Raw genomic sequence first — 17,991 nt, forward strand, 5'->3', positions numbered from 1 at the left:
GAGGTGATTAATATGGGATTTTTTAGATATATACTATTTATTTTATTTCTCGCTTTATTTATTAAACTTTTAATTTCCTATGTGGAAAAACTTAGTATTTCCTTAAATGATAAAATTATTAAATCTCAAATAGAGCTTGGTTTATTATCTATAAAAGATTTTCAAAAAGACAATTATGAAACATTTATTAAAATCATAAAAATATATCTTGATATATTAGGATTTAAAAATATATCTCCCCTTAATTCAGATAATAATAAGCTAACTAATTTTAAATGTATATCTAACACTGATTCTATACTTGTTAGCTGTGCTCAAAACTCTTTATATGGAAAAGAAGCAAAAGATGAAGATGATTGGGAAACTACAGGTAGACCTGAAATACAAAGTTTCTTAGCTCGTATGTATATTAATGATTGTAAAAAAGGAATTTTTATAACTAATAGCTATTTTTCTGATTTAGCTATAGAATTTGTTGATAATTTTAATAATAAAAATCAAGATGTAGAAATAAAGCTTATTAATGGATATGAGCTTACAAAATCAATAAGAAATCATAAATATTATATATTAAAGGAGGAATTACTAAATGAAACTAAATACAATATATAGCTACTTAATAATAATTTTATTTACCCCTTTAATTGGTAAACTAATTAATCAAATTTATTCATATTATAAAATGCATAAAAAGTTTGAAAATTGTAATTTACTTTCTAACTTAGCTTATAGATTAACTCCTCATGAATTTGAAATTTGGTGTAGTGAATATTTATCAAATTTAGGATTTACTAATATAATACTACTTCCAATAGGTCCTGATGCAGGAAAAGATATTATTTGTGAAAAAAACTCTGAAAAATTTTATATTGAATGTAAAAGATATTCTCCTAATAGCTATATATCTTCATTCCAAGTTGAAAAATTATTAGGTAGTATGATTTCTGATAATGTAAAAAATGGATTAATTATAACTACTGGAGATTTATCAAAAGAAGCTAAGGATACACTAAAAAAAATTAAGAAACCATATAATATAAATGTAATAACTTCTAATGAATTATCACTTTCCTATTCAAAATATATCCTTAAGCTTAATTAATTTTTAGCTATCTCATTTTTCCTTTAATTATATTGAGATGTGTCATGTTTATACACATCTCATCTTAATTTTTCTCATTTTTAAAATTAAAACTATATAATATTTCACTTTTGCAAAATACACTATTTTTATGTTACAATTTAATTACTAAATTGTTATTTTAAGGAGAAATTTATTATGTATTCAAATTATATTTTTGATTTATATGGAACTTTAATTGATATTAATACAGATGAATCAAGTAATGAATTTTGGTACAAGCTTTCATTATTTTATTCATTTAAAGGTGCTATTTATATTGCCGAAGAATTGAAAACCACTTATGAAAACATGGTTAAAAGCAAATTACAAAGTTATACTAATACTAAATATCCCGATACTCCTCTTGAACCTATTTTTAGTGAATTATATAAAATTAAAGGAATTACTCCTTCAATTAATCTTGTTAATGATACTGCTCACTTTTTTAGAACATTATCAATAAAATATATTAAATTATATGATGGTGTAATTGAATTATTAGAATTATTAAAATCTAAAGGTAAGAATATTTATTTGCTTTCTAATGCACAAAGAATTTTTACTCTTTATGAAATGAAAATGTTAGGTATTGAAAAGTATTTTGATGATATTTTATTTTCAGCAGATTATGAAATTTGTAAACCTGACACAAATTTTTATAACACTTTAATTGAAAAGCACAACTTAGATATTAACGATAGTATTATGATTGGAAATGACTACATTTGTGATATTGCTGGTGCAACTAATGTAGGACTTAATTCACTTTATATGCATTCTAATCTTTCACCAGAAATCAAAGGTCCTCTTACAAGCACTTATTCTATAATGAATATTGATATTCCCAAAATATCACAATTAATTATTCAAAATTATTAATACTTTACTTACTAAATTAAAAAGAAATATTATTCTTAAAATAAATATTTAATTTTATTTTATAAATAATATTTCTTATTTTTTATTTATAAGTTTAATATTCTTTCTTCTACTATACCATCACAGTCTCTTAAATCAATATCTAAAATCTTAGCAATTGTTGGTCCATGATTTATTAATTTTCCCTTTTCTAATACAACTCCCTTTTTTATTGTCTTTCCATATGCAATAAAAAATGTTTTGTAATTATCCCTAAATGGTAAATATCCATGTGAAGCTCTTAATTTGTGTTTTATTTTAGATGATTCATCTATAACTTCAATAGATTCTCCTAAAAAATCATCTATAAAATAATATCCCCTTTTAGCTTCAATCATAAAACTAGCATTTATATCTGCTCCTAAATTTTTAATTTCTTCATTATTATATACTTCTTCTATAACATTACTATATTTATTTTTTAATTCATTTAATATATCTCTTACTTTTTTTCTAGTCTCCACATCATTTTTATTTTTTAAATAAATATAACTACTACCATCACAACTTTTAGCAATAGCTTTATAACTTTTGATTTTATTACCATTAACATTTATTAAATCATTTTTCATCAATATTGAATTTAATTTAATTACATTATTAACATTTATTTGACTGTGATCCCCCAAAGCAATTATAGTTGAATCTTCATATATTCCTGCAAGTTTTAAAGATTCAATTATTTCTCCTAATCTTTCATCATGACGTTTTAAAGATTCAATAACTTTTTTATTTTCAATTCCATATTTATGTTTTTGGCTATCACTATCTATTAAATGAAGTAATATTAAGTTAGGTTTTAATTCCCTAATTGTTTTTTTAGCTACTTCAGTAGCAAAATTATCTAAATAAGGTTCCTCCATCCCCTGCCTTAAATATCCAAATCTTTTATTCATATTCACTTGATAAATCTTGCTTCCAGCTAAAGCCGATTTTAATATTTGATTATCATATCTTTTAGTACAAAAAATTTCTGGCATATTATAAGTAATTTTGCTTCTTGCAGTTACTGGCCATAAAATTGAACAAGTTTTCATTCCACTTTTTTCTGCTAAATCAAAAATTGTATCACCTTTAATATATTTTCTATACCAATACCAATTGGGATTATCATTTTTAAAATCTAAAACTGTATTATTTATAACACCATGATTTTTAGGATATTTTCCTGTAACTATTGTTGCATGAGCCGGATATGTTAAAGATGGATAAACACTTTCTACATTTTTTATTAATGCTCCATTTTTTATTAACTTTGAGAAATTAGGCTGTTTACTTAAAAACTCTAAATCTTCTTCTGATACCGCATCAAAAGATATAACTATTACATACTTATTTTTCATTATATTCTCCTAATTTTAAGTTATATTATTATATTATATTAATTTTATTATAAAATTAATATAATAATTTCTTACTTAGCTATAAAATAAAATAGATATAATCATAATAACTTCATTATATTAAATTTCACAATTTTAAATCTTAAAATTCCTTTTTATCAATTTCCTCATAAATAAAAATTCTTTATATCTTCTTTGTATTTAAAATAGTAAATAGTTTATACAAATATTTTCTATAAAAAAAGCACTGAATACACAGTGCTTTTCAAATTTCAAGTGATAAGTTGCAAGTGACAAGTTGCAAGTTTAGGTGTAAATTCAGCTTATGCTGAATTTAATAAATATATCTTCAGAAACTCCCCAAGGAGTTTCCTCCTTAACTTGCCACTTATCACTTATCACTAGATAAGTCTACTTCCTTCTTTATCTTGAGTAAGTTTTCCTGCTTTCATAAGTCCACCTAAGGCCATTTTAAAATAATTTTTACTAGTTCCAAAAACAGCCTTTATATCTTCTGGATTAGATTTATCATTAAACTCCATAAACCCACCATTTTTTCTCATATAAGCAACTATCTTTTCTTGTAATTCATCTCTTTCATTTAATCTAGTTTTTCTTGGAGTTAATCCAATTACTCCATCTTCATAAATTCTTTTAACTCTTAAATTCATTTCATAACCTGGATGAACTTCATTGTAATATTCGTTAGGTAACACTAACCCTCTATATTTAGCATTAATTGCAACATTTAAAGTGCCTGATAATGTTTTTGAAAATACCATTGCTGTTACTTCATCACCAACTTTAAAAGTTCCTTCTTCAGCAACTTCTATATATGGTTCAACTTCTGTTGTTGCTGCAAGTCTTCCTGTTTTATCCACATATATGTAAAATAAATATTTCTTTCCTGTATGTAATTTATATCTTTGCTCTTTTAAAGGTACAAATATATCTCTATCTAATCCAAAATCTACGAATGCTCCAAATTCACTTTGCTGAACAACCTTTAAATATGCTACATCTCCAACTGTTGCTAAAGGCTTTTTAAATGTAGCTATTGGTCTATCCTTAGAATCTCTATATATAAATACAGTAACTTCCTTTCCTACTTCTATCCCCATTCCTTCAGCTAATGATTTTGGAAGTAAAACATCTTCTCTACTTTGCTTATCTCTTAAATAAAATCCAAAATCCTTTTCTCTATCTACTATTAAAGTATTATACTCACCTATTCTTAACATAAGTACCTCCTATTTTTTATATTTTTTGCTTAAGCTAACATAATTATCAGCAGATTTTTTTATACTTTCAATTTCAACTTTTGTTAATTCCCTTATAACCTTAGCTGGATTTCCTAAAATAAGAACACCTTCAGGAAATTCTTTTCCTTGAGTAATTAAGCTCCCTGCTCCTATAATAGTATTCTTGCCAATTTTAGCATTATTTAATATTATTGATCCCATTCCTACAAGCACATTATCAGAAATATTGCATCCATGAATTATAGCTCCATGTCCTATAGTAACATTTTTTCCTATAATACAAGAAGAAGTTATATCAACATGAATTGCTGAATTTTCTTGAACATTAGTATTTTCACCAATAACTATTTCGTTAACATCTCCTCTAATCCTAGCTCCAAACCAAATATTTGCATTTTCCTCAACTTTAACTTTTCCTACTATATCAACACTTTCTGAAATATATGTATTTTTATTAATTATAGGATTAACTCCCTCAAAATCCATAATCATATTTTTAAACTCCCTTATATTTATAAATTATCACTAAAGTTTTACTTTATTTTATCATCCTTTATAATTATTGTCATTATTTTAATATCTTTAATACTATATATAAGTAAGCAAATAATTTTTTTGAGGCGAATTTGTGGGTAAAAGTAAAAGCAAACATAAAAACAAAGTAAAGTTTGATCAAAATAAATTGAAATTTTATTATGGAATTCCTCATTGCCACTCTGCTTATTCTACCGGTAAAGGCACACCATTGGATTTATATGAATTTGCAATAAAATGTAAATTAGATTTTTTATTTGTAACAGATCATAATGATTTTTTATCAAATAAAACATCAATAAAAGATAATGTTTTAACTCGATGGGATGCTACAAATTATTATGCAAATAAAATAAGGCGTAGTAAAGATGATTTTCTTCCATTAGTAGGATTTGAATGTAGAACTTTTCCTTATGGTGATTTTAATATAATTAATCCTTCAAGCTATTTTACAGGTGGCATAAAAGATCTTAGATTATTAACCTTATGGATGTTAAATAATCATCAAGCTTTTATAATAATTAATCATCCTCATAAGGAAGTTTGTAAACTTAAATATAGTGAATTTTTTAATAAAATAATAACTTGTATAGAAGTATACAATGGAAATCCTGCAAGTCGATATACAAAACATGAAAAATATTATTATCAGTTACTTGATGATGGTTGGAAATTAAGTGCTATAAACGGACAAGATAATCATAGAATTAATTTTGATCAAGCTGAATATCTTACTGCTTATATTGCAAATGATTTTTCTAAAAATTCATTAATTGATGCATTTAGAAATCATAGAACATATTCTACTGAATCTAGATTTTTGAAATTTTATTTCAATATAGACGAAACCTTTATGGGTGAAATTATTTCTATTTATTCTCCTAAAATTAAATTTTCTATTTTTTGTGAAGATATAAGATATAAAATAAAAGAAATACAAATCATTTCAAATAATGGTAGCATTATAAAAAAAATAGAAGATATAAATTTAAATAATATAAAATACATTTATGAACACGAAAATTTATTAACTGAAACTTGGTACGTTATTAAAGTCTTACAAGAAGATAATAAAACTGCAGTAAGTTCTCCAATATTTATTAATCATTTAAATAATTATTATAATTAAAACCTTATAAAAAGGGGCTGTCGCACTAAAACTTTTATACACAATATATTATAGTATTTATTCTTAATGCGACAGCCCCATAATTTCTTTATTTTTTATTATCTTTTGAGTTATTTAAATGTTTAACTCTATTTGGTTTTGCTTTTGGTCTTATTTCTATTTTCTTTTCTTTTTTCTTAGGTCCACCAGTTGTAACGATGTCCATAAACCATAAAAAGAAAGTCATAGTTAATATAGTTAATATAAATGTTACCCACATAATATTTTTACCTAAAATAACTGGCATAAATATTTGTAAAATAAATAAAGCTATTGCAATTCCTAATGGTATATATTTGTTTATTCTAACTTTAGAAAATACATACTTGTTTCCAAAATACATAATTCCAAATACAGCAACTAATAAAACTAAAAAATATAATAACGTTCCTAAAAAGTTCCCCATTAGTCCTTCTCCTTCCTATTATCATTATAATATATATATTACTTTCAATTTTACATATTTTCAAGAAGGTTTTAAGTCCATATTTTATCTTTTATTAAATAATAGTGTTCTTTTTATAATAATATTATTTAAGACTTCATTTTTATTATAAAATTTGATAAAATATATTAAAGATATTATAAATTTGTTAAAGGGGTGTTATCATGGGTTTAAATCAAGCATATCAACTTGATGATTTAGATCTTCAAATTTTAGATATATTAATAAAAGATTGTAGAACACCATACCTAGAAATTGCAAGACTATGCCATGTTAGTGGTGGAACAATCCACGTTCGTATGAAAAAAATGGAAGAACTAGGTATAATAAAAGGTACAAAAATTTTATTAAATTTACCTAAACTTGGATATGATGTTTGTTGTTTCGTGGGTATATATATTGATAAAACATCTTCATTTTCAGAGGTTTTTGAAGAAATGTCTAAAATTAAAGAAGTTGTTGAATTACATTTAACTACAGGTAACTACACAGTATTTGCTAAGGTTATATGCAAAAATATAAGTGATTTACAAGATATACTATTAAATAAAATAACTGTAATTCCTGGAATTCAAAGAACTGATACAATTATTTCTTTAAATCAACCAATTGATAGAAATATTACAATTTAATTATTTATACATATTAACTTTTTTTATTTTTACTATGTATATTTAAAGCTCCTTTGTTTAAAATAACTATATTATTTTAAATAAAGGAGTTGTTTTTATGAAAATATTAAATATAATATCTCTTGCATTAATAATAATAGGTGCAGTTAATTGGGGATTATTAGGCTTCTTTCAATTTGACCTTGTTGCTGCCATCTTTGGAGATATGAGTGTATTTTCTAGAGTAATTTATTCATTAATAGGAATTTGTGGACTATACTCTATATCATTTTTTACTAAAGATTGCTTTACTAACAAATAATTAATTTATACATAAAAAGAGTACAACTAATTAACTAATTGTACTCTTTTAAAATTTATAATTCTTTTATTATTTCAAATAAATCAAGTGCTGCCGCCTTTGGCCCTTGTTGTTCTTTTCCTTTTATAGCTAAACAAGTTTTTATTTGCCCAACTTTTACATCTCCATCAAACATATCATTAAAATATTTTTCAATTAACTTATTACATTCTTCTTGCTTTTGAGCTGCTCCAAACGGATTTGCAAAATAGCTTTTTACAAGTCCCTCTTCTGTAGTTGTTCCCTTTGCAACTCTTGGTCCTGCTTTAAACAATTTAATTGCTTCTTCTGGAGTTTCAAAGTAATCTATTGCTCTTTCTCCCTCTAAAATATCAGTAAAGTTATTTGCATACAAAAATAAATCAACCTTATATCCCTTTATTATTTCATTATAGGGAGAAATAGGCATTACAAGCCTTGCATTAATTTTATCTGGATTCATAAATATACTTCTATCTATTTCTCTAAAAGCATATCCTTGTGCTAAATCATCTAACCTTACAAAAGCACCTATTTCAGTACCATATGCATAAATTTTGCCATCAATATTTTTGAATGTACCCATATCATCAAAAATAACATTCATATTACTTATATATTCTTCGCTCATTGTTCTAAAAGCCTCAAGACTTTCTGATTTTCCTGCTCCACTATCTCCCATAATTACAACATTTGCATTTTTTCCATTTTTCATTTGAATATTTACCATTGCACCATGAATAGGTAAATTTCCTCTTTTTATCATTATTAAATTATGCAATGTTAAAATCATTTTTTTCATATATCCAAAGTAATCTATTTCTTCTGAATAATTAATATATCCTAACATAATATTATTTTCTTTATCATCATAAAAAACAGTTTTTAATTCTTCTCCATCATTTATTCCAAATACAAAAATAATATCTGGACATCTACCCCTACATTCTTCTTTTGTAGCCATTTCAAATAAATTACATAAAGTAATTCCATGATTCATATAATCCCTATGAAAATAAACATAAGCTATTAGCTCTCCAACTTTAGCTGGATAACAAAACCAATGATCTTTATTAATATGTTTATAGTTTAATGGATTTTCCTTTACTTCAGTAAACATTCCATTTCTAGTATTTTTCTTTGGATAAGTAATAAATGGAGGTTCTAATAAAATGCAATCTATAAAATTTACATCTTCTAATATTTCATAGCCCTTTGGTATGGGCCATAATAGTTTGCTAATCATTATACTACAATTTCCACCAGCTGTAATTTCTCTAAATACTTTTGGATTTCTTCCTAATACATTTTGTTCAATTTTCCTATAAAATCTTAATATTAATTTTTCAAAAGATGAATTTGCTTCAGTAAAATTCATAGCTGCTAAGCCTTGACTAATTTTATCATTTTGAATAACTGTATATCTTTCTAATCTTCTCCAAAATAAATAAAAATCTTCAATTACTTTAGTAAAATCTTCTTTATTACGTAATAAGTTTTCATATTTAGGATTAAATTCACAAACTTCTTTAGCACTCATTATTGTTAACCACTTAAATACCAAAGTTAAATCTCCTCTTATTGTTGGTAAATCTGTAGTTTCTAATGAATTAACTAAATACCTGTATGCTAATGACCTCTTTTTTTCTGATTTTTTTAAATAAACATTTAAAACTCTTCTAAAACCTTCACTTTCTAATAAGCTTTCAAAATTAGTACAATATCTAGCTGAGAAATTCATCAAAACTTTATCATTACTTATTGAAAACTCCTTCTTCATAGTTCTCCCCCTTATATTTTTAATTTCCTCTCGGTCTATTTAATATTTTATACAATTATACCATATTTTTACTTCACATTCATAAATAAAGTGTTAAATATTTATAAAGCTTTAGTGATAAAAAAAATTTTTTAGGCAATAATTATTAATATCTATTTTCTATTGGAGTAAATTATGAAAAAAAGTAAACTTATCTTCTTTAATATAATATTAATTTTTGCTATTTGTATTTTAAATTTTTTCAATATTAATTCAAAATCATATATCAATAATGATTTAATTATACATTATATAGATGTTGGGCAAGGTGATTGTATATTAATTCAAGTTAACAATAAAAATCTTTTAATAGATTCTGGTCCATCCTCTAATAGAGATGATTTATTAAATTACTTACAAAAATTAAATATAGATAAATTTGATTACATCATTGCTACTCATCCTCATGAAGATCATATTGGAAATATGGATACAATTATTAAAAGGTTTAACGTTAGTAATTTTTACGCTCCTAAAATAATTAATACTTCTATATCTTTTGAAAATATGATAAGTGCATTAGTAGATAAATCCTTAAAAGTTAAAGTTCTAAAAAGCGGAACTAACACTATTAATTTAGGATTAAATACCAAAGTAGAAGTTTTTTCCCCAGAAGAAAATATTGTTAGTGATAATTTTAATGATTACTCTTCTGTCATTAAAATTTCATTTCTCAATACTTCATTTTTATTTACAGGCGATGCTGAAAACTTTACTGAAGACTATCTTATTTCAAATAATTTCAACTTAAAATCTGATGTTCTTAAGGTAGGACATCATGGTTCTTCAACCTCTTCATCATTAAAATTTTTAAAAGCTGTCAATCCATCTGTTGCAATAATCTCAGTAGGAAATAATAATACATATGGACATCCATCACTTCAAACTTTAACTTCTTTAAAAAATATGAATATTGATACATATAGAACTGATTTAAATGGAACAATAATATTGTCCTCAAATGGTAATATTATAAATATTACTTTATCCTCTAAATGATAGATGCTCCTAATAAACTTAGGAGCATCTATCATTTAAGGATGATTTCCTTAAATTAATATTATAAATTATATTATTGTTTCTGAGTTATCAATTTCTTTATTTTCTTCTTGTTGTCCATTATCTTCAATTATTATAATATTATCATTAGCATTATTTTCTTGTTCTTTTTTTACGTCTTCTATATTTTTCTCATTATCTATTTCTTTAATATCATTTATAATTTGCTCAGTTTTTATTTCTTTAATTTCATCAAAATCATCATTTTCTTTAGTATCTTCTTCAGTTTTAATATAATTTTTCCAATTTATAAAAATTTTATATAAATTAACTACATCTTGTTCATTATATTGTAATATTGTTTCTATTTTTTCTTTTGGCATTCTTTGAATATATTCTTTATCCTTAAGTACCTTATGAAAAGTTTTTGCTAAATTAGAACCACTTATTACATCACCTTCTCTATAAACTTCAAATATCTTCTCTAAATTTTTTAAGCCAATTGATATTTTCATATCTTTCTCATATTCTTTTTGAATATCAATTGATTTAAATTCCTTTTCAAAATCAAAATATATACCATATTTATTGAATAGATATTTGATTACAGTAAAATCATTATTACCTGCAAAAGTTACTATAACTTTTTTACCTTCTCTTTTCATTTTAATAAAATACTTTTTGGCTAATAATAATATGTCTACAACTTCACTTTTATTTTCAATCATATATTGAGTTACATTAATTTTTTTATTTTTCTTATTGTATACACAAGCTCCAAATACACCAATACATTTAGGTTTTTTATATACATAATGCTCTAAGTCAAAATAAATACTTTCCTCTGGCTTACAGTCAACCTCCTTATTATTTAAAATTTCCTCTAACCTATATTCTTCTACATCTACTATATTTTCTCTAATAATCACATCTTATCACTCTCTCCTAGATAAATTTATCTCCTGTATTGAAATTTTATTATTTTTATATCTCTTTATTATATCATGTTATTTGTAGAGTGAATACCATTTGCACATCTTAAATTTTTATACTTTTTTACTTTCTCTTACTGTTCTTTTAAATAATTTTTATTGACCATATATATGTTTCTTGATATTATTATATATAATAATGAAAATTATTTTCAGTTCGAGGTGATAAATATGTGCATTTGTGATTTAAAGCTTGGTGAGAAAGCTATTATTAATACAATTAACGGTAATGATAAATTATCTAAAAGACTTTCTGCATTAGGTTTAATTCAAGGAACAGAAATTGAATTAAAAAGAATTGCTCCATTAGGAGATCCACTAATTGTAAATTTAAGAGGCTTTGATTTAGCTATTCGTAAAAAGGATGCTAAAAATATAATATTAACAGCTTAATTTTTAAATAGGAGATGACATAATGATAAATATAGCCTTACTAGGTAACCCTAATGTAGGTAAAACTACATTATTTAATAGTCTTACTGGTTCAAATCAAAGAGTTGGAAACTGGGCAGGTGTTACCGTTGATAAAAAGGAAGGATACTTTAATAATTTTAATATTGTAGATTTACCTGGTATATATGCAATGGATACTTATTCTAATGAAGAAAAAGTATCAAAAGAATTTTTAGAAAATGGACAAGTAGATTTAATTTTAAATATTATTGATGCTTCTAACATTGATAGAAACTTATATTTAACAATGCAATTAAAACAATTTAAAAAACCTATTATTTTAGCTGTTAATATGATTGACGTAGCTGAAAAAAAGGGAATACATATAGATTATGAAAAACTTGGACAATTACTAAATGTTGTTGTAATTCCAATTCAAGCTTCAAAAGAAATAGGTATAGAAAAAGTTAAAACAGCTTTAAGTTCTATAAATAAAAATAAAATTGATAATACAGATTATTCTTTTTCTTCTGAAAAAGAAACTTATGCTTATATAGAAGATTTATTAAGTAAATGTACTAAAACATCTAAAAACTCTAAAAAACATATTAAGGAAAACTTAGATAATATAATGTTAAATCCATGGTTTGCCTATCCTATATTTTTTGCAATTATGGCTTTAATGTTTCAAGTAACCTTCTCTTGGATTGGACAACCACTTTCAGATTTACTTGATTCATTATTAAATGATTCATTAGTTCCAATAATAGAAGGATGGATTAATAATTATTCTCCTTGGTTCCAATCACTTATATTAGATGGAATAGTTGGTGGTGTTGGAGGAATAGTAGTTCTTCTTCCTGTTATATTATCGCTATTTGCTTGTATTACAATATTAGAAGACAGTGGTTATATGGCTAGAGTTGCTTTTTTAATGGATAAAATCATGAGAAAAATGGGTCTTTCAGGAAAAGCATTCATTCCTATGATTGTTGGGTTTGGTTGTTCTGTTCCTGCAATAATGTCTGCAAGAACATTAGAAAGTGAAAAGGATAGAAAATTAACAGCATTGCTAGTTCCTCTTATGAGCTGTAATGCAAGACTTCCTGTTTACAGCATATTTGCATCTGTATTTTTTCCTAAATATGTTGGACTAGTTGTTGCTTCATTATATTTCTTAGGAATTATTTTAGCATTTATTTTAGGTATTATATTTAAACATTTAATATTTAAAAATGAGGAAGAGCCTTTATTAATAGAACTTCCTGAATATAAGTTACCATCACTTAAAAACTTATTTGTTCAATTATATGAAAAAAGCAAAAATTTCTTAATAAAAGCTGGTACATTAATATTTGCTATGAGCATAATATTATGGTTCTTATCTAACTTTAACTTTAGTGGTATGACTGATGTTAATGATAGTATATTAGCTTCAATTGGTGGGTTTATAGCTCCTATTTTCAAACCTCTTGGCTTTGGTAACTGGCAATCATCAGTTTCATTATTAACTGGATTAATTGCAAAAGAAACTGTTGTTTCTTCTATGGGAGTAATTTTTGCTGGTAGTTTAGAAGTAATGTTACCTCTTCACTTTACTGCACTTTCAGCTTTATCATTTATGGTTTTTATTTTACTTTACACACCATGTATTACAGCTGTTGGTACAATGAAAAAAGAATTTGGTACTAAAATAACTTTATTTTCAATTACTTATCAGTTAATCTTAGCTTGGAGTATATCATTCTTGGTATTTAATATTGGTTCATTATTTTTTTAATTTTCTAAATTAAATGCTTAGATTTTTACTTAAAAGAAGGTGAATTTATTTGGAAATAATTATAACAGCAATTTTAATTATTGCTTCTGGATATATAATTTTTAAAAATATAAAAAAATCATCTAAAGGTGATTGTAATTGTGGAAACTGTTCATCTAGTTGCCCCAAATACAAAAAATAAGAAAAGTATTATGAACTGCTCTCTATCTTAGTTGATAGATTGCAGTTCTTTTTTATTTTATTTCTAAATTATTTCTAAATTATTTCTAAGTTTTATTTTAATTATATTAATTCTATTCCTATTAATTTCAATGAATCCTTAATTAAAATACGTACTACCTTAATTAATACCATATTATATTCTAAATTATGATAATTATTTATACAAATTTGGTTATGCAAATTATCTAAAACTTCTGCTAAATCAATAATATATCTTATTATAATTGATGGATCCATTTCTTCTACTGCCTTTTTTATATTTTTTTTATAATTATCTAGAAGCTTAATTAATTTAAAATCTTTTTGAAAATTAAATTTATTATAATTACATTCTTCATAATTTATATTTGCTGTTTTAATATAAGAATATATAACATATGGCCCTGATTTTTTTTCTAATGAAAAATCCTTACTAAAATCAATACCTATATTATTTTCTCTATAATTAATTAAAAAAGAAAATATAATTCCACTTAATAATATATTCTTTAATAAATCTTCATTATCTTTTAAGTTAATATTTTTTCCCTTCCACTCATTTTTAATTTCGTCAATAGTTTCACTTATTAAATTTGAAAATGAAACATACTTTTCATCTCTTATAAAAACATCACTTTTTGCAAATTTAATTAATCCTGTCTTAATATTAATATATTGACTTCCCCATTCATACCCTAAAAGTTCTATTATATTCTTAAATTTCAAAAATTTAGTTGTTTCATTTTTTCCTGAAATATATATGTATTTATAAAAATTATATTTATCTTTACTTTGTATTATAAATGATAAATCCATTAAATTTTTATTTATTTTATTTTTATTAGCTATTATATATGGTGGCATATTATATTTTTCTAAATCTATAATATGAGCTTCATTAATTGTTGTTATTAAATTTTTTTCTTTTAAATCATTAAGTAAATTAATATTATTAAAGTTTTTTTCTTTTTGTAAATTTAATTTTTTTTTAATTTCATTATCAAATCCTATTATTAATAATTTGTAAAAATCCTCCCACAATATTTTTGTACTATTTATATCTACAACATTGTACCCCATCTCAGTAAATAAATTGCAAAATATATTGCTAACTATAATTTGAAAATAATTATTTAAATTAAACTTTTCATTTTTATTAATAAATGAGTTTTCTATACAAATATATTTTTCCTTATTATAAAGCTCAATACATTTATTTTCATTGTTTATAATCCTTCTTAATACATTTTTAGTATAAGTATATTTATCAATAAAAAAATTAAGATATGCTCCATTAACTTCAATTTTTTCAAAAATAGTATCATTTAATTTTAATTTTAAATAAGATGATACTTCTGATGGTGATTTATTTAATTTTTCATTTAATTTAAAACATAATAAAGAATAATCTCCATTTTTAATGTCACTTGGAGTAACTATTGAATTTTCAATTTTTTCTATACTCAAATTTAAATAAGAACTAACTTTTATTGCTATATACTTCTTATAATTCATTATTTCCTCCAATGGTATATAAATAAAATTATATCTACAAAAAAATGTGGCAAATTTAATTGCCACATTTTTTTACATTCCAAAAATTAATTTAGCTATTGTATAAAAAATATTGTATATTAAATTAACAGGAATTGATAATATAGTTCCACCAATTAAAACTATTAATATAAGTATTAAAAATTGATATTGATATATTTTATCTGAAACCTTATAAAATGTTTTTGGCCATAAATCTCTAAATATTTCAAATCCAGCTAGTCCAGGTAAAGGCAATAAATTAAATACAAATAAACTAATATTTATTGAACTTACAAATTTCAACATATTAAATAATATAAAAAATATAGTTTCTGGTAGTATGTATGATAAAAATTTTGAAGTAAATACAAGTAAAATCATACCTATAAATCCTACTAATAAATTTGCTAAAGGTGCTGCAATTGAAACTTTTATAGCATCCTTATATCTTCTTTTATATGCACTAGGATTTGTATTTAATGGTTTAGTCCATCCAAATCCAGCTAATAAAATCATTATAAAACCTATTAAGTCTATATGTGCAGCCGGATTTAAAGTTAATCTTCCTTGAAATCTTGGTGTTTTATCTCCTAATTTATCTGCAACTAAAGCTTTTGCATATCCTTGTACAGTAAATGCAATTAATATAGCTGGTATTTTTAAAATAATATAAAGCAAATTTAATCTAAATGGGCTCATTATTTTACTCCTTTCTTATCTTTTTAAAAACATTATACCACATATTATGGTATATATTGTCCTATTTAAAATAATTTAATAAAAATAAAGCAATGTATTTATAAAATTTATCTTTATTAAAGCTAAACTTATAAAACATTGCTTTATTTTAACTATTTAATTAAATTTAACGTATTTAAATTATTTTTAAGATTTTAATTGTTCTTATTTTTTATTTTCAGAATTATTTTCTAATTCATCTTGTGTTTCTTTTTCTGGTTCCTTTTCTGGCTCTTTTTCTGGTTCCTTTTCTGGTTCCTTTTCTGGTTCCTTTTCTGGCTCTTTTTCAGGTTCTTTTTCAGGTTGTTTATTTTCTCCAGTTGAATCTTTATCATTTACTCCTGAACTATTTCCATTGCTTGGTTTATTTGTTCCTGTTGAATTTCCTCCAGTTGAACTATTTTGGCTTCCACTATTATTTTGATTTAAATTATTTTTATTATCAGATTTTGAAGGTTTACTTATATAATTATCTTCATAATGTATATTTTCATAATCTTTAGGATTTATATTATGTCTTTCATTGTATTCATTTTCTTCTTCTTTGTATTCAGACATTGCTTCGTTAAATGATTTATAATCATAAGTTGATGAATCTGGTACTTTATTTTCAAAAACAAATTCTTTTAAATATTTAGTATTTTGTTCTGTATCCATTAAAAATACCCACCCTAAATTCTTAAATAATCTTCCATCTGTTAATTCTGGTATTGGTATTTGTAATTGCTTTATTTCTAAATTAGGGAATTTATAAATAGTATACGCCATATTTAAAGCTTGAATTGGATCTATGTTAGTTTTTATATAATCTAACATACTATTCATTATTCCTAAATATTTGCTTGGCTTAGTTTCTTTTAATTTTTCAGTAACTTTTACTAAAACTTCTCTTTGTCTATCAGTTCTTGCAAATTCATCTCCTACACCTTTTCTTATTCTTGCATAAGATAATGCTTGCTTACCATTTAACAATTGCTCACCAGCTTCAGTTACTGGACAATCATTTCCACCTGTAGATTCTCCAATGTATTTATTTAACTCATTTAACATATAATCTTCTACATTAAATTCTAATCCACCTATTTGATCTATTATTGCCTCAAATCCCCAGAAGTTTATAATAATATATTTATCAAGATTAATTCCATATGTATTTTTAATTGTTTCAATTAATAATTCTACTCCCCCATAAGCCATTGCAGCATTTAATTTAGCTTCACCATGACCTGGTATATTTACTAATGTATCTCTAAATAACGATGTTAATCTTATGTTTTTATTGTTATTATCTAAAGTGGCTATAATAATAGAATCTGCTCTAGCTGCTTCATCTAATGTTCTTCCATCTGTTCCAATTAATAAAACATTCGTTATTCCCTCGACTTCTTTATATTCAGTATCTTCAATATTATTTGGTATACTTATTTCAGAATAAATCTTACTTTTTATATAAAGATATCCATATGCTAATATACCAATTATTAATGCAAAAACAGCTATAGTTGATATTATTATTTTTCTTTTTGCTGACCATCTTTTCTTTTTAGAAGTTCTTCTTCTAGTTTTATTTCGTTCATTCATAATTGTGCCATCCCTTCAAAAATATTAATTAAACTTTTAAAGTTAAATACATCATTATTAGTTTAAATGTAGTTTATATAAATTATACTTTTTAATTATAAGATAATAAATGCAATAATACCACTATTTTAAGCCATTTTTTAGTTTTTTTTATTATTTTTTTTCATAATTATTTATTTTATCACAAATTTCTGTATTATTTGTAGTA

General features: G+C 23.8%; 19 protein-coding genes. 10 read left to right on the plus strand and 9 right to left on the minus strand.

Annotated features, from left to right (window positions below; all coding sequences use genetic code 11):
• Positions 1-12: 12 nt before the first annotated feature.
• From ACUN06_RS09460 to ACUN06_RS09470, 3 genes are all read left to right on the plus strand, one after another.
• Positions 13-612, plus strand: coding sequence for a restriction endonuclease (locus ACUN06_RS09460; protein WP_449389705.1), 600 nt, complete (start codon positions 13-15; stop codon positions 610-612).
• Positions 590-1,102, plus strand: a complete 513-nt coding sequence (locus tag ACUN06_RS09465; protein WP_294397699.1) for a restriction endonuclease — start codon at positions 590-592, stop codon at positions 1,100-1,102. The genes ACUN06_RS09460 and ACUN06_RS09465 overlap by 23 nt, the downstream gene beginning before the upstream one ends.
• Before the next feature lie 177 nt (positions 1,103-1,279).
• Positions 1,280-2,002 (plus strand): HAD family hydrolase, encoded by a 723-nt coding sequence (locus ACUN06_RS09470; protein WP_294367314.1) that lies wholly within the window; start codon positions 1,280-1,282, stop codon positions 2,000-2,002.
• Between the two features lie 86 nt (positions 2,003-2,088).
• Here ACUN06_RS09470 and ACUN06_RS09475 read toward each other — a convergent pair whose 3' ends face one another.
• From ACUN06_RS09475 to ACUN06_RS09485, 3 genes are all read right to left on the minus strand, one after another.
• On the minus strand, positions 2,089-3,384 hold the full coding sequence (locus tag ACUN06_RS09475) for an alkaline phosphatase family protein (protein ID WP_449389706.1): 1,296 nt from the start codon (positions 3,382-3,384) through the stop codon (positions 2,089-2,091).
• A 401-nt stretch (positions 3,385-3,785) separates the two neighbouring features.
• The gene (locus ACUN06_RS09480; RefSeq protein WP_291734273.1) at positions 3,786-4,625 is read right to left on the minus strand and encodes a CvfB family protein; all 840 of its coding nucleotides are present in this window, start codon (positions 4,623-4,625) and stop codon (positions 3,786-3,788) included.
• A gap of 9 nt (positions 4,626-4,634) precedes the next feature.
• Positions 4,635-5,138 carry a gamma carbonic anhydrase family protein gene (locus ACUN06_RS09485; RefSeq protein WP_294367311.1) on the minus strand — a complete coding sequence of 168 codons (504 nt, stop codon included), beginning with the start codon at positions 5,136-5,138 and terminating at the stop codon, positions 4,635-4,637.
• 136 nt (positions 5,139-5,274) lie between these two features.
• Between ACUN06_RS09485 and ACUN06_RS09490 the strand changes: the two genes are divergently transcribed.
• Positions 5,275-6,309, plus strand: coding sequence for a CehA/McbA family metallohydrolase (locus ACUN06_RS09490; RefSeq protein WP_291734268.1), 1,035 nt, complete (start codon positions 5,275-5,277; stop codon positions 6,307-6,309).
• 88 nt (positions 6,310-6,397) lie between these two features.
• Here ACUN06_RS09490 and ACUN06_RS09495 read toward each other — a convergent pair whose 3' ends face one another.
• Positions 6,398-6,754 carry a hypothetical protein gene (locus ACUN06_RS09495; protein ID WP_294367309.1) on the minus strand — a complete coding sequence of 119 codons (357 nt, stop codon included), beginning with the start codon at positions 6,752-6,754 and terminating at the stop codon, positions 6,398-6,400.
• 203 nt (positions 6,755-6,957) lie between these two features.
• Here ACUN06_RS09495 and ACUN06_RS09500 point away from each other — a divergent pair, with 203 nt between their 5' ends.
• The gene (locus tag ACUN06_RS09500; protein WP_291734263.1) at positions 6,958-7,425 is read left to right on the plus strand and encodes an Lrp/AsnC ligand binding domain-containing protein; all 468 of its coding nucleotides are present in this window, start codon (positions 6,958-6,960) and stop codon (positions 7,423-7,425) included.
• A 97-nt stretch (positions 7,426-7,522) separates the two neighbouring features.
• The gene (locus ACUN06_RS09505) at positions 7,523-7,726 is read left to right on the plus strand and encodes a DUF378 domain-containing protein (protein ID WP_291734260.1); all 204 of its coding nucleotides are present in this window, start codon (positions 7,523-7,525) and stop codon (positions 7,724-7,726) included.
• Between the two features lie 55 nt (positions 7,727-7,781).
• On the opposite strand, the gene ACUN06_RS09510 is transcribed toward ACUN06_RS09505, so the two are convergent.
• Positions 7,782-9,524: a phosphoenolpyruvate carboxykinase gene (locus tag ACUN06_RS09510; protein ID WP_291734257.1), complete on the minus strand. Its 1,743-nt coding sequence runs from the start codon at positions 9,522-9,524 to the stop codon at positions 7,782-7,784.
• A gap of 174 nt (positions 9,525-9,698) precedes the next feature.
• On the opposite strand from ACUN06_RS09510, the gene ACUN06_RS09515 reads away from it, so the two are divergent.
• On the plus strand, positions 9,699-10,562 hold the full coding sequence (locus tag ACUN06_RS09515; RefSeq protein WP_291734255.1) for a ComEC/Rec2 family competence protein: 864 nt from the start codon (positions 9,699-9,701) through the stop codon (positions 10,560-10,562).
• A gap of 68 nt (positions 10,563-10,630) precedes the next feature.
• On the opposite strand, the gene ACUN06_RS09520 is transcribed toward ACUN06_RS09515, so the two are convergent.
• Complete coding sequence (locus tag ACUN06_RS09520) at positions 10,631-11,491, minus strand: ribonuclease H-like domain-containing protein (RefSeq protein WP_291734252.1); 861 nt, start codon at positions 11,489-11,491, stop codon at positions 10,631-10,633.
• A 234-nt stretch (positions 11,492-11,725) separates the two neighbouring features.
• Between ACUN06_RS09520 and ACUN06_RS09525 the strand changes: the two genes are divergently transcribed.
• The 3 genes from ACUN06_RS09525 to ACUN06_RS09535 are packed head-to-tail and all read left to right on the plus strand — an operon-like array spanning position 11,726 to position 13,908.
• Complete coding sequence (locus ACUN06_RS09525) at positions 11,726-11,947, plus strand: FeoA family protein (RefSeq protein ID WP_291734250.1); 222 nt, start codon at positions 11,726-11,728, stop codon at positions 11,945-11,947.
• Between the two features lie 22 nt (positions 11,948-11,969).
• Positions 11,970-13,727, plus strand: a complete 1,758-nt coding sequence (gene feoB, locus ACUN06_RS09530; RefSeq protein ID WP_294367306.1) for a ferrous iron transport protein B — start codon at positions 11,970-11,972, stop codon at positions 13,725-13,727.
• Between the two features lie 49 nt (positions 13,728-13,776).
• Positions 13,777-13,908, plus strand: a complete 132-nt coding sequence (locus ACUN06_RS09535) for a FeoB-associated Cys-rich membrane protein (RefSeq protein WP_291734247.1) — start codon at positions 13,777-13,779, stop codon at positions 13,906-13,908.
• 101 nt (positions 13,909-14,009) lie between these two features.
• Here ACUN06_RS09535 and ACUN06_RS09540 read toward each other — a convergent pair whose 3' ends face one another.
• The 3 genes from ACUN06_RS09540 to ACUN06_RS09550 form a co-directional block, all read right to left on the minus strand.
• Entirely contained in the window at positions 14,010-15,443 is a 1,434-nt protein-coding gene (locus ACUN06_RS09540; protein WP_449389707.1) for a DALR anticodon-binding domain-containing protein, read from the minus strand.
• A gap of 72 nt (positions 15,444-15,515) precedes the next feature.
• Positions 15,516-16,163 (minus strand): site-2 protease family protein, encoded by a 648-nt coding sequence (locus ACUN06_RS09545; protein WP_291734674.1) that lies wholly within the window; start codon positions 16,161-16,163, stop codon positions 15,516-15,518.
• Positions 16,164-16,367: 204 nt separating this feature from the next.
• Positions 16,368-17,783 (minus strand): LCP family protein, encoded by a 1,416-nt coding sequence (locus ACUN06_RS09550; protein WP_449389708.1) that lies wholly within the window; start codon positions 17,781-17,783, stop codon positions 16,368-16,370.
• Positions 17,784-17,991: the final 208 nt, after the last annotated feature.

This window comes from Clostridium sp. ETTB3, from assembly GCF_053571985.1.

Bases quoted from the DNA above. Each gene is read 5' to 3' on its own strand.
- ACUN06_RS09460 (WP_449389705.1), top strand. From the start codon at position 13: ATGGGATTTTTTAGATATATACTATTTATTTTATTTCTCGCTTTATTT.
- ACUN06_RS09465 (WP_294397699.1), top strand. From the start codon at position 590: ATGAAACTAAATACAATATATAGCTACTTAATAATAATTTTATTTACC.
- ACUN06_RS09470 (WP_294367314.1), top strand. From the start codon at position 1,280: ATGTATTCAAATTATATTTTTGATTTATATGGAACTTTAATTGATATT.
- ACUN06_RS09475 (WP_449389706.1), bottom strand. From the start codon at position 3,384: ATGAAAAATAAGTATGTAATAGTTATATCTTTTGATGCGGTATCAGAA.
- ACUN06_RS09480 (WP_291734273.1), bottom strand. From the start codon at position 4,625: ATGTTAAGAATAGGTGAGTATAATACTTTAATAGTAGATAGAGAAAAG.
- ACUN06_RS09485 (WP_294367311.1), bottom strand. From the start codon at position 5,138: ATGATTATGGATTTTGAGGGAGTTAATCCTATAATTAATAAAAATACA.
- ACUN06_RS09495 (WP_294367309.1), bottom strand. From the start codon at position 6,754: ATGGGGAACTTTTTAGGAACGTTATTATATTTTTTAGTTTTATTAGTT.
- ACUN06_RS09500 (WP_291734263.1), top strand. From the start codon at position 6,958: ATGGGTTTAAATCAAGCATATCAACTTGATGATTTAGATCTTCAAATT.
- ACUN06_RS09505 (WP_291734260.1), top strand. From the start codon at position 7,523: ATGAAAATATTAAATATAATATCTCTTGCATTAATAATAATAGGTGCA.
- ACUN06_RS09510 (WP_291734257.1), bottom strand. From the start codon at position 9,524: ATGAAGAAGGAGTTTTCAATAAGTAATGATAAAGTTTTGATGAATTTC.
- ACUN06_RS09515 (WP_291734255.1), top strand. From the start codon at position 9,699: ATGAAAAAAAGTAAACTTATCTTCTTTAATATAATATTAATTTTTGCT.
- ACUN06_RS09525 (WP_291734250.1), top strand. From the start codon at position 11,726: ATGTGCATTTGTGATTTAAAGCTTGGTGAGAAAGCTATTATTAATACA.
- feoB (WP_294367306.1), top strand. From the start codon at position 11,970: ATGATAAATATAGCCTTACTAGGTAACCCTAATGTAGGTAAAACTACA.
- ACUN06_RS09540 (WP_449389707.1), bottom strand. From the start codon at position 15,443: ATGAATTATAAGAAGTATATAGCAATAAAAGTTAGTTCTTATTTAAAT.
- ACUN06_RS09545 (WP_291734674.1), bottom strand. From the start codon at position 16,163: ATGAGCCCATTTAGATTAAATTTGCTTTATATTATTTTAAAAATACCA.
- ACUN06_RS09550 (WP_449389708.1), bottom strand. From the start codon at position 17,783: ATGAATGAACGAAATAAAACTAGAAGAAGAACTTCTAAAAAGAAAAGA.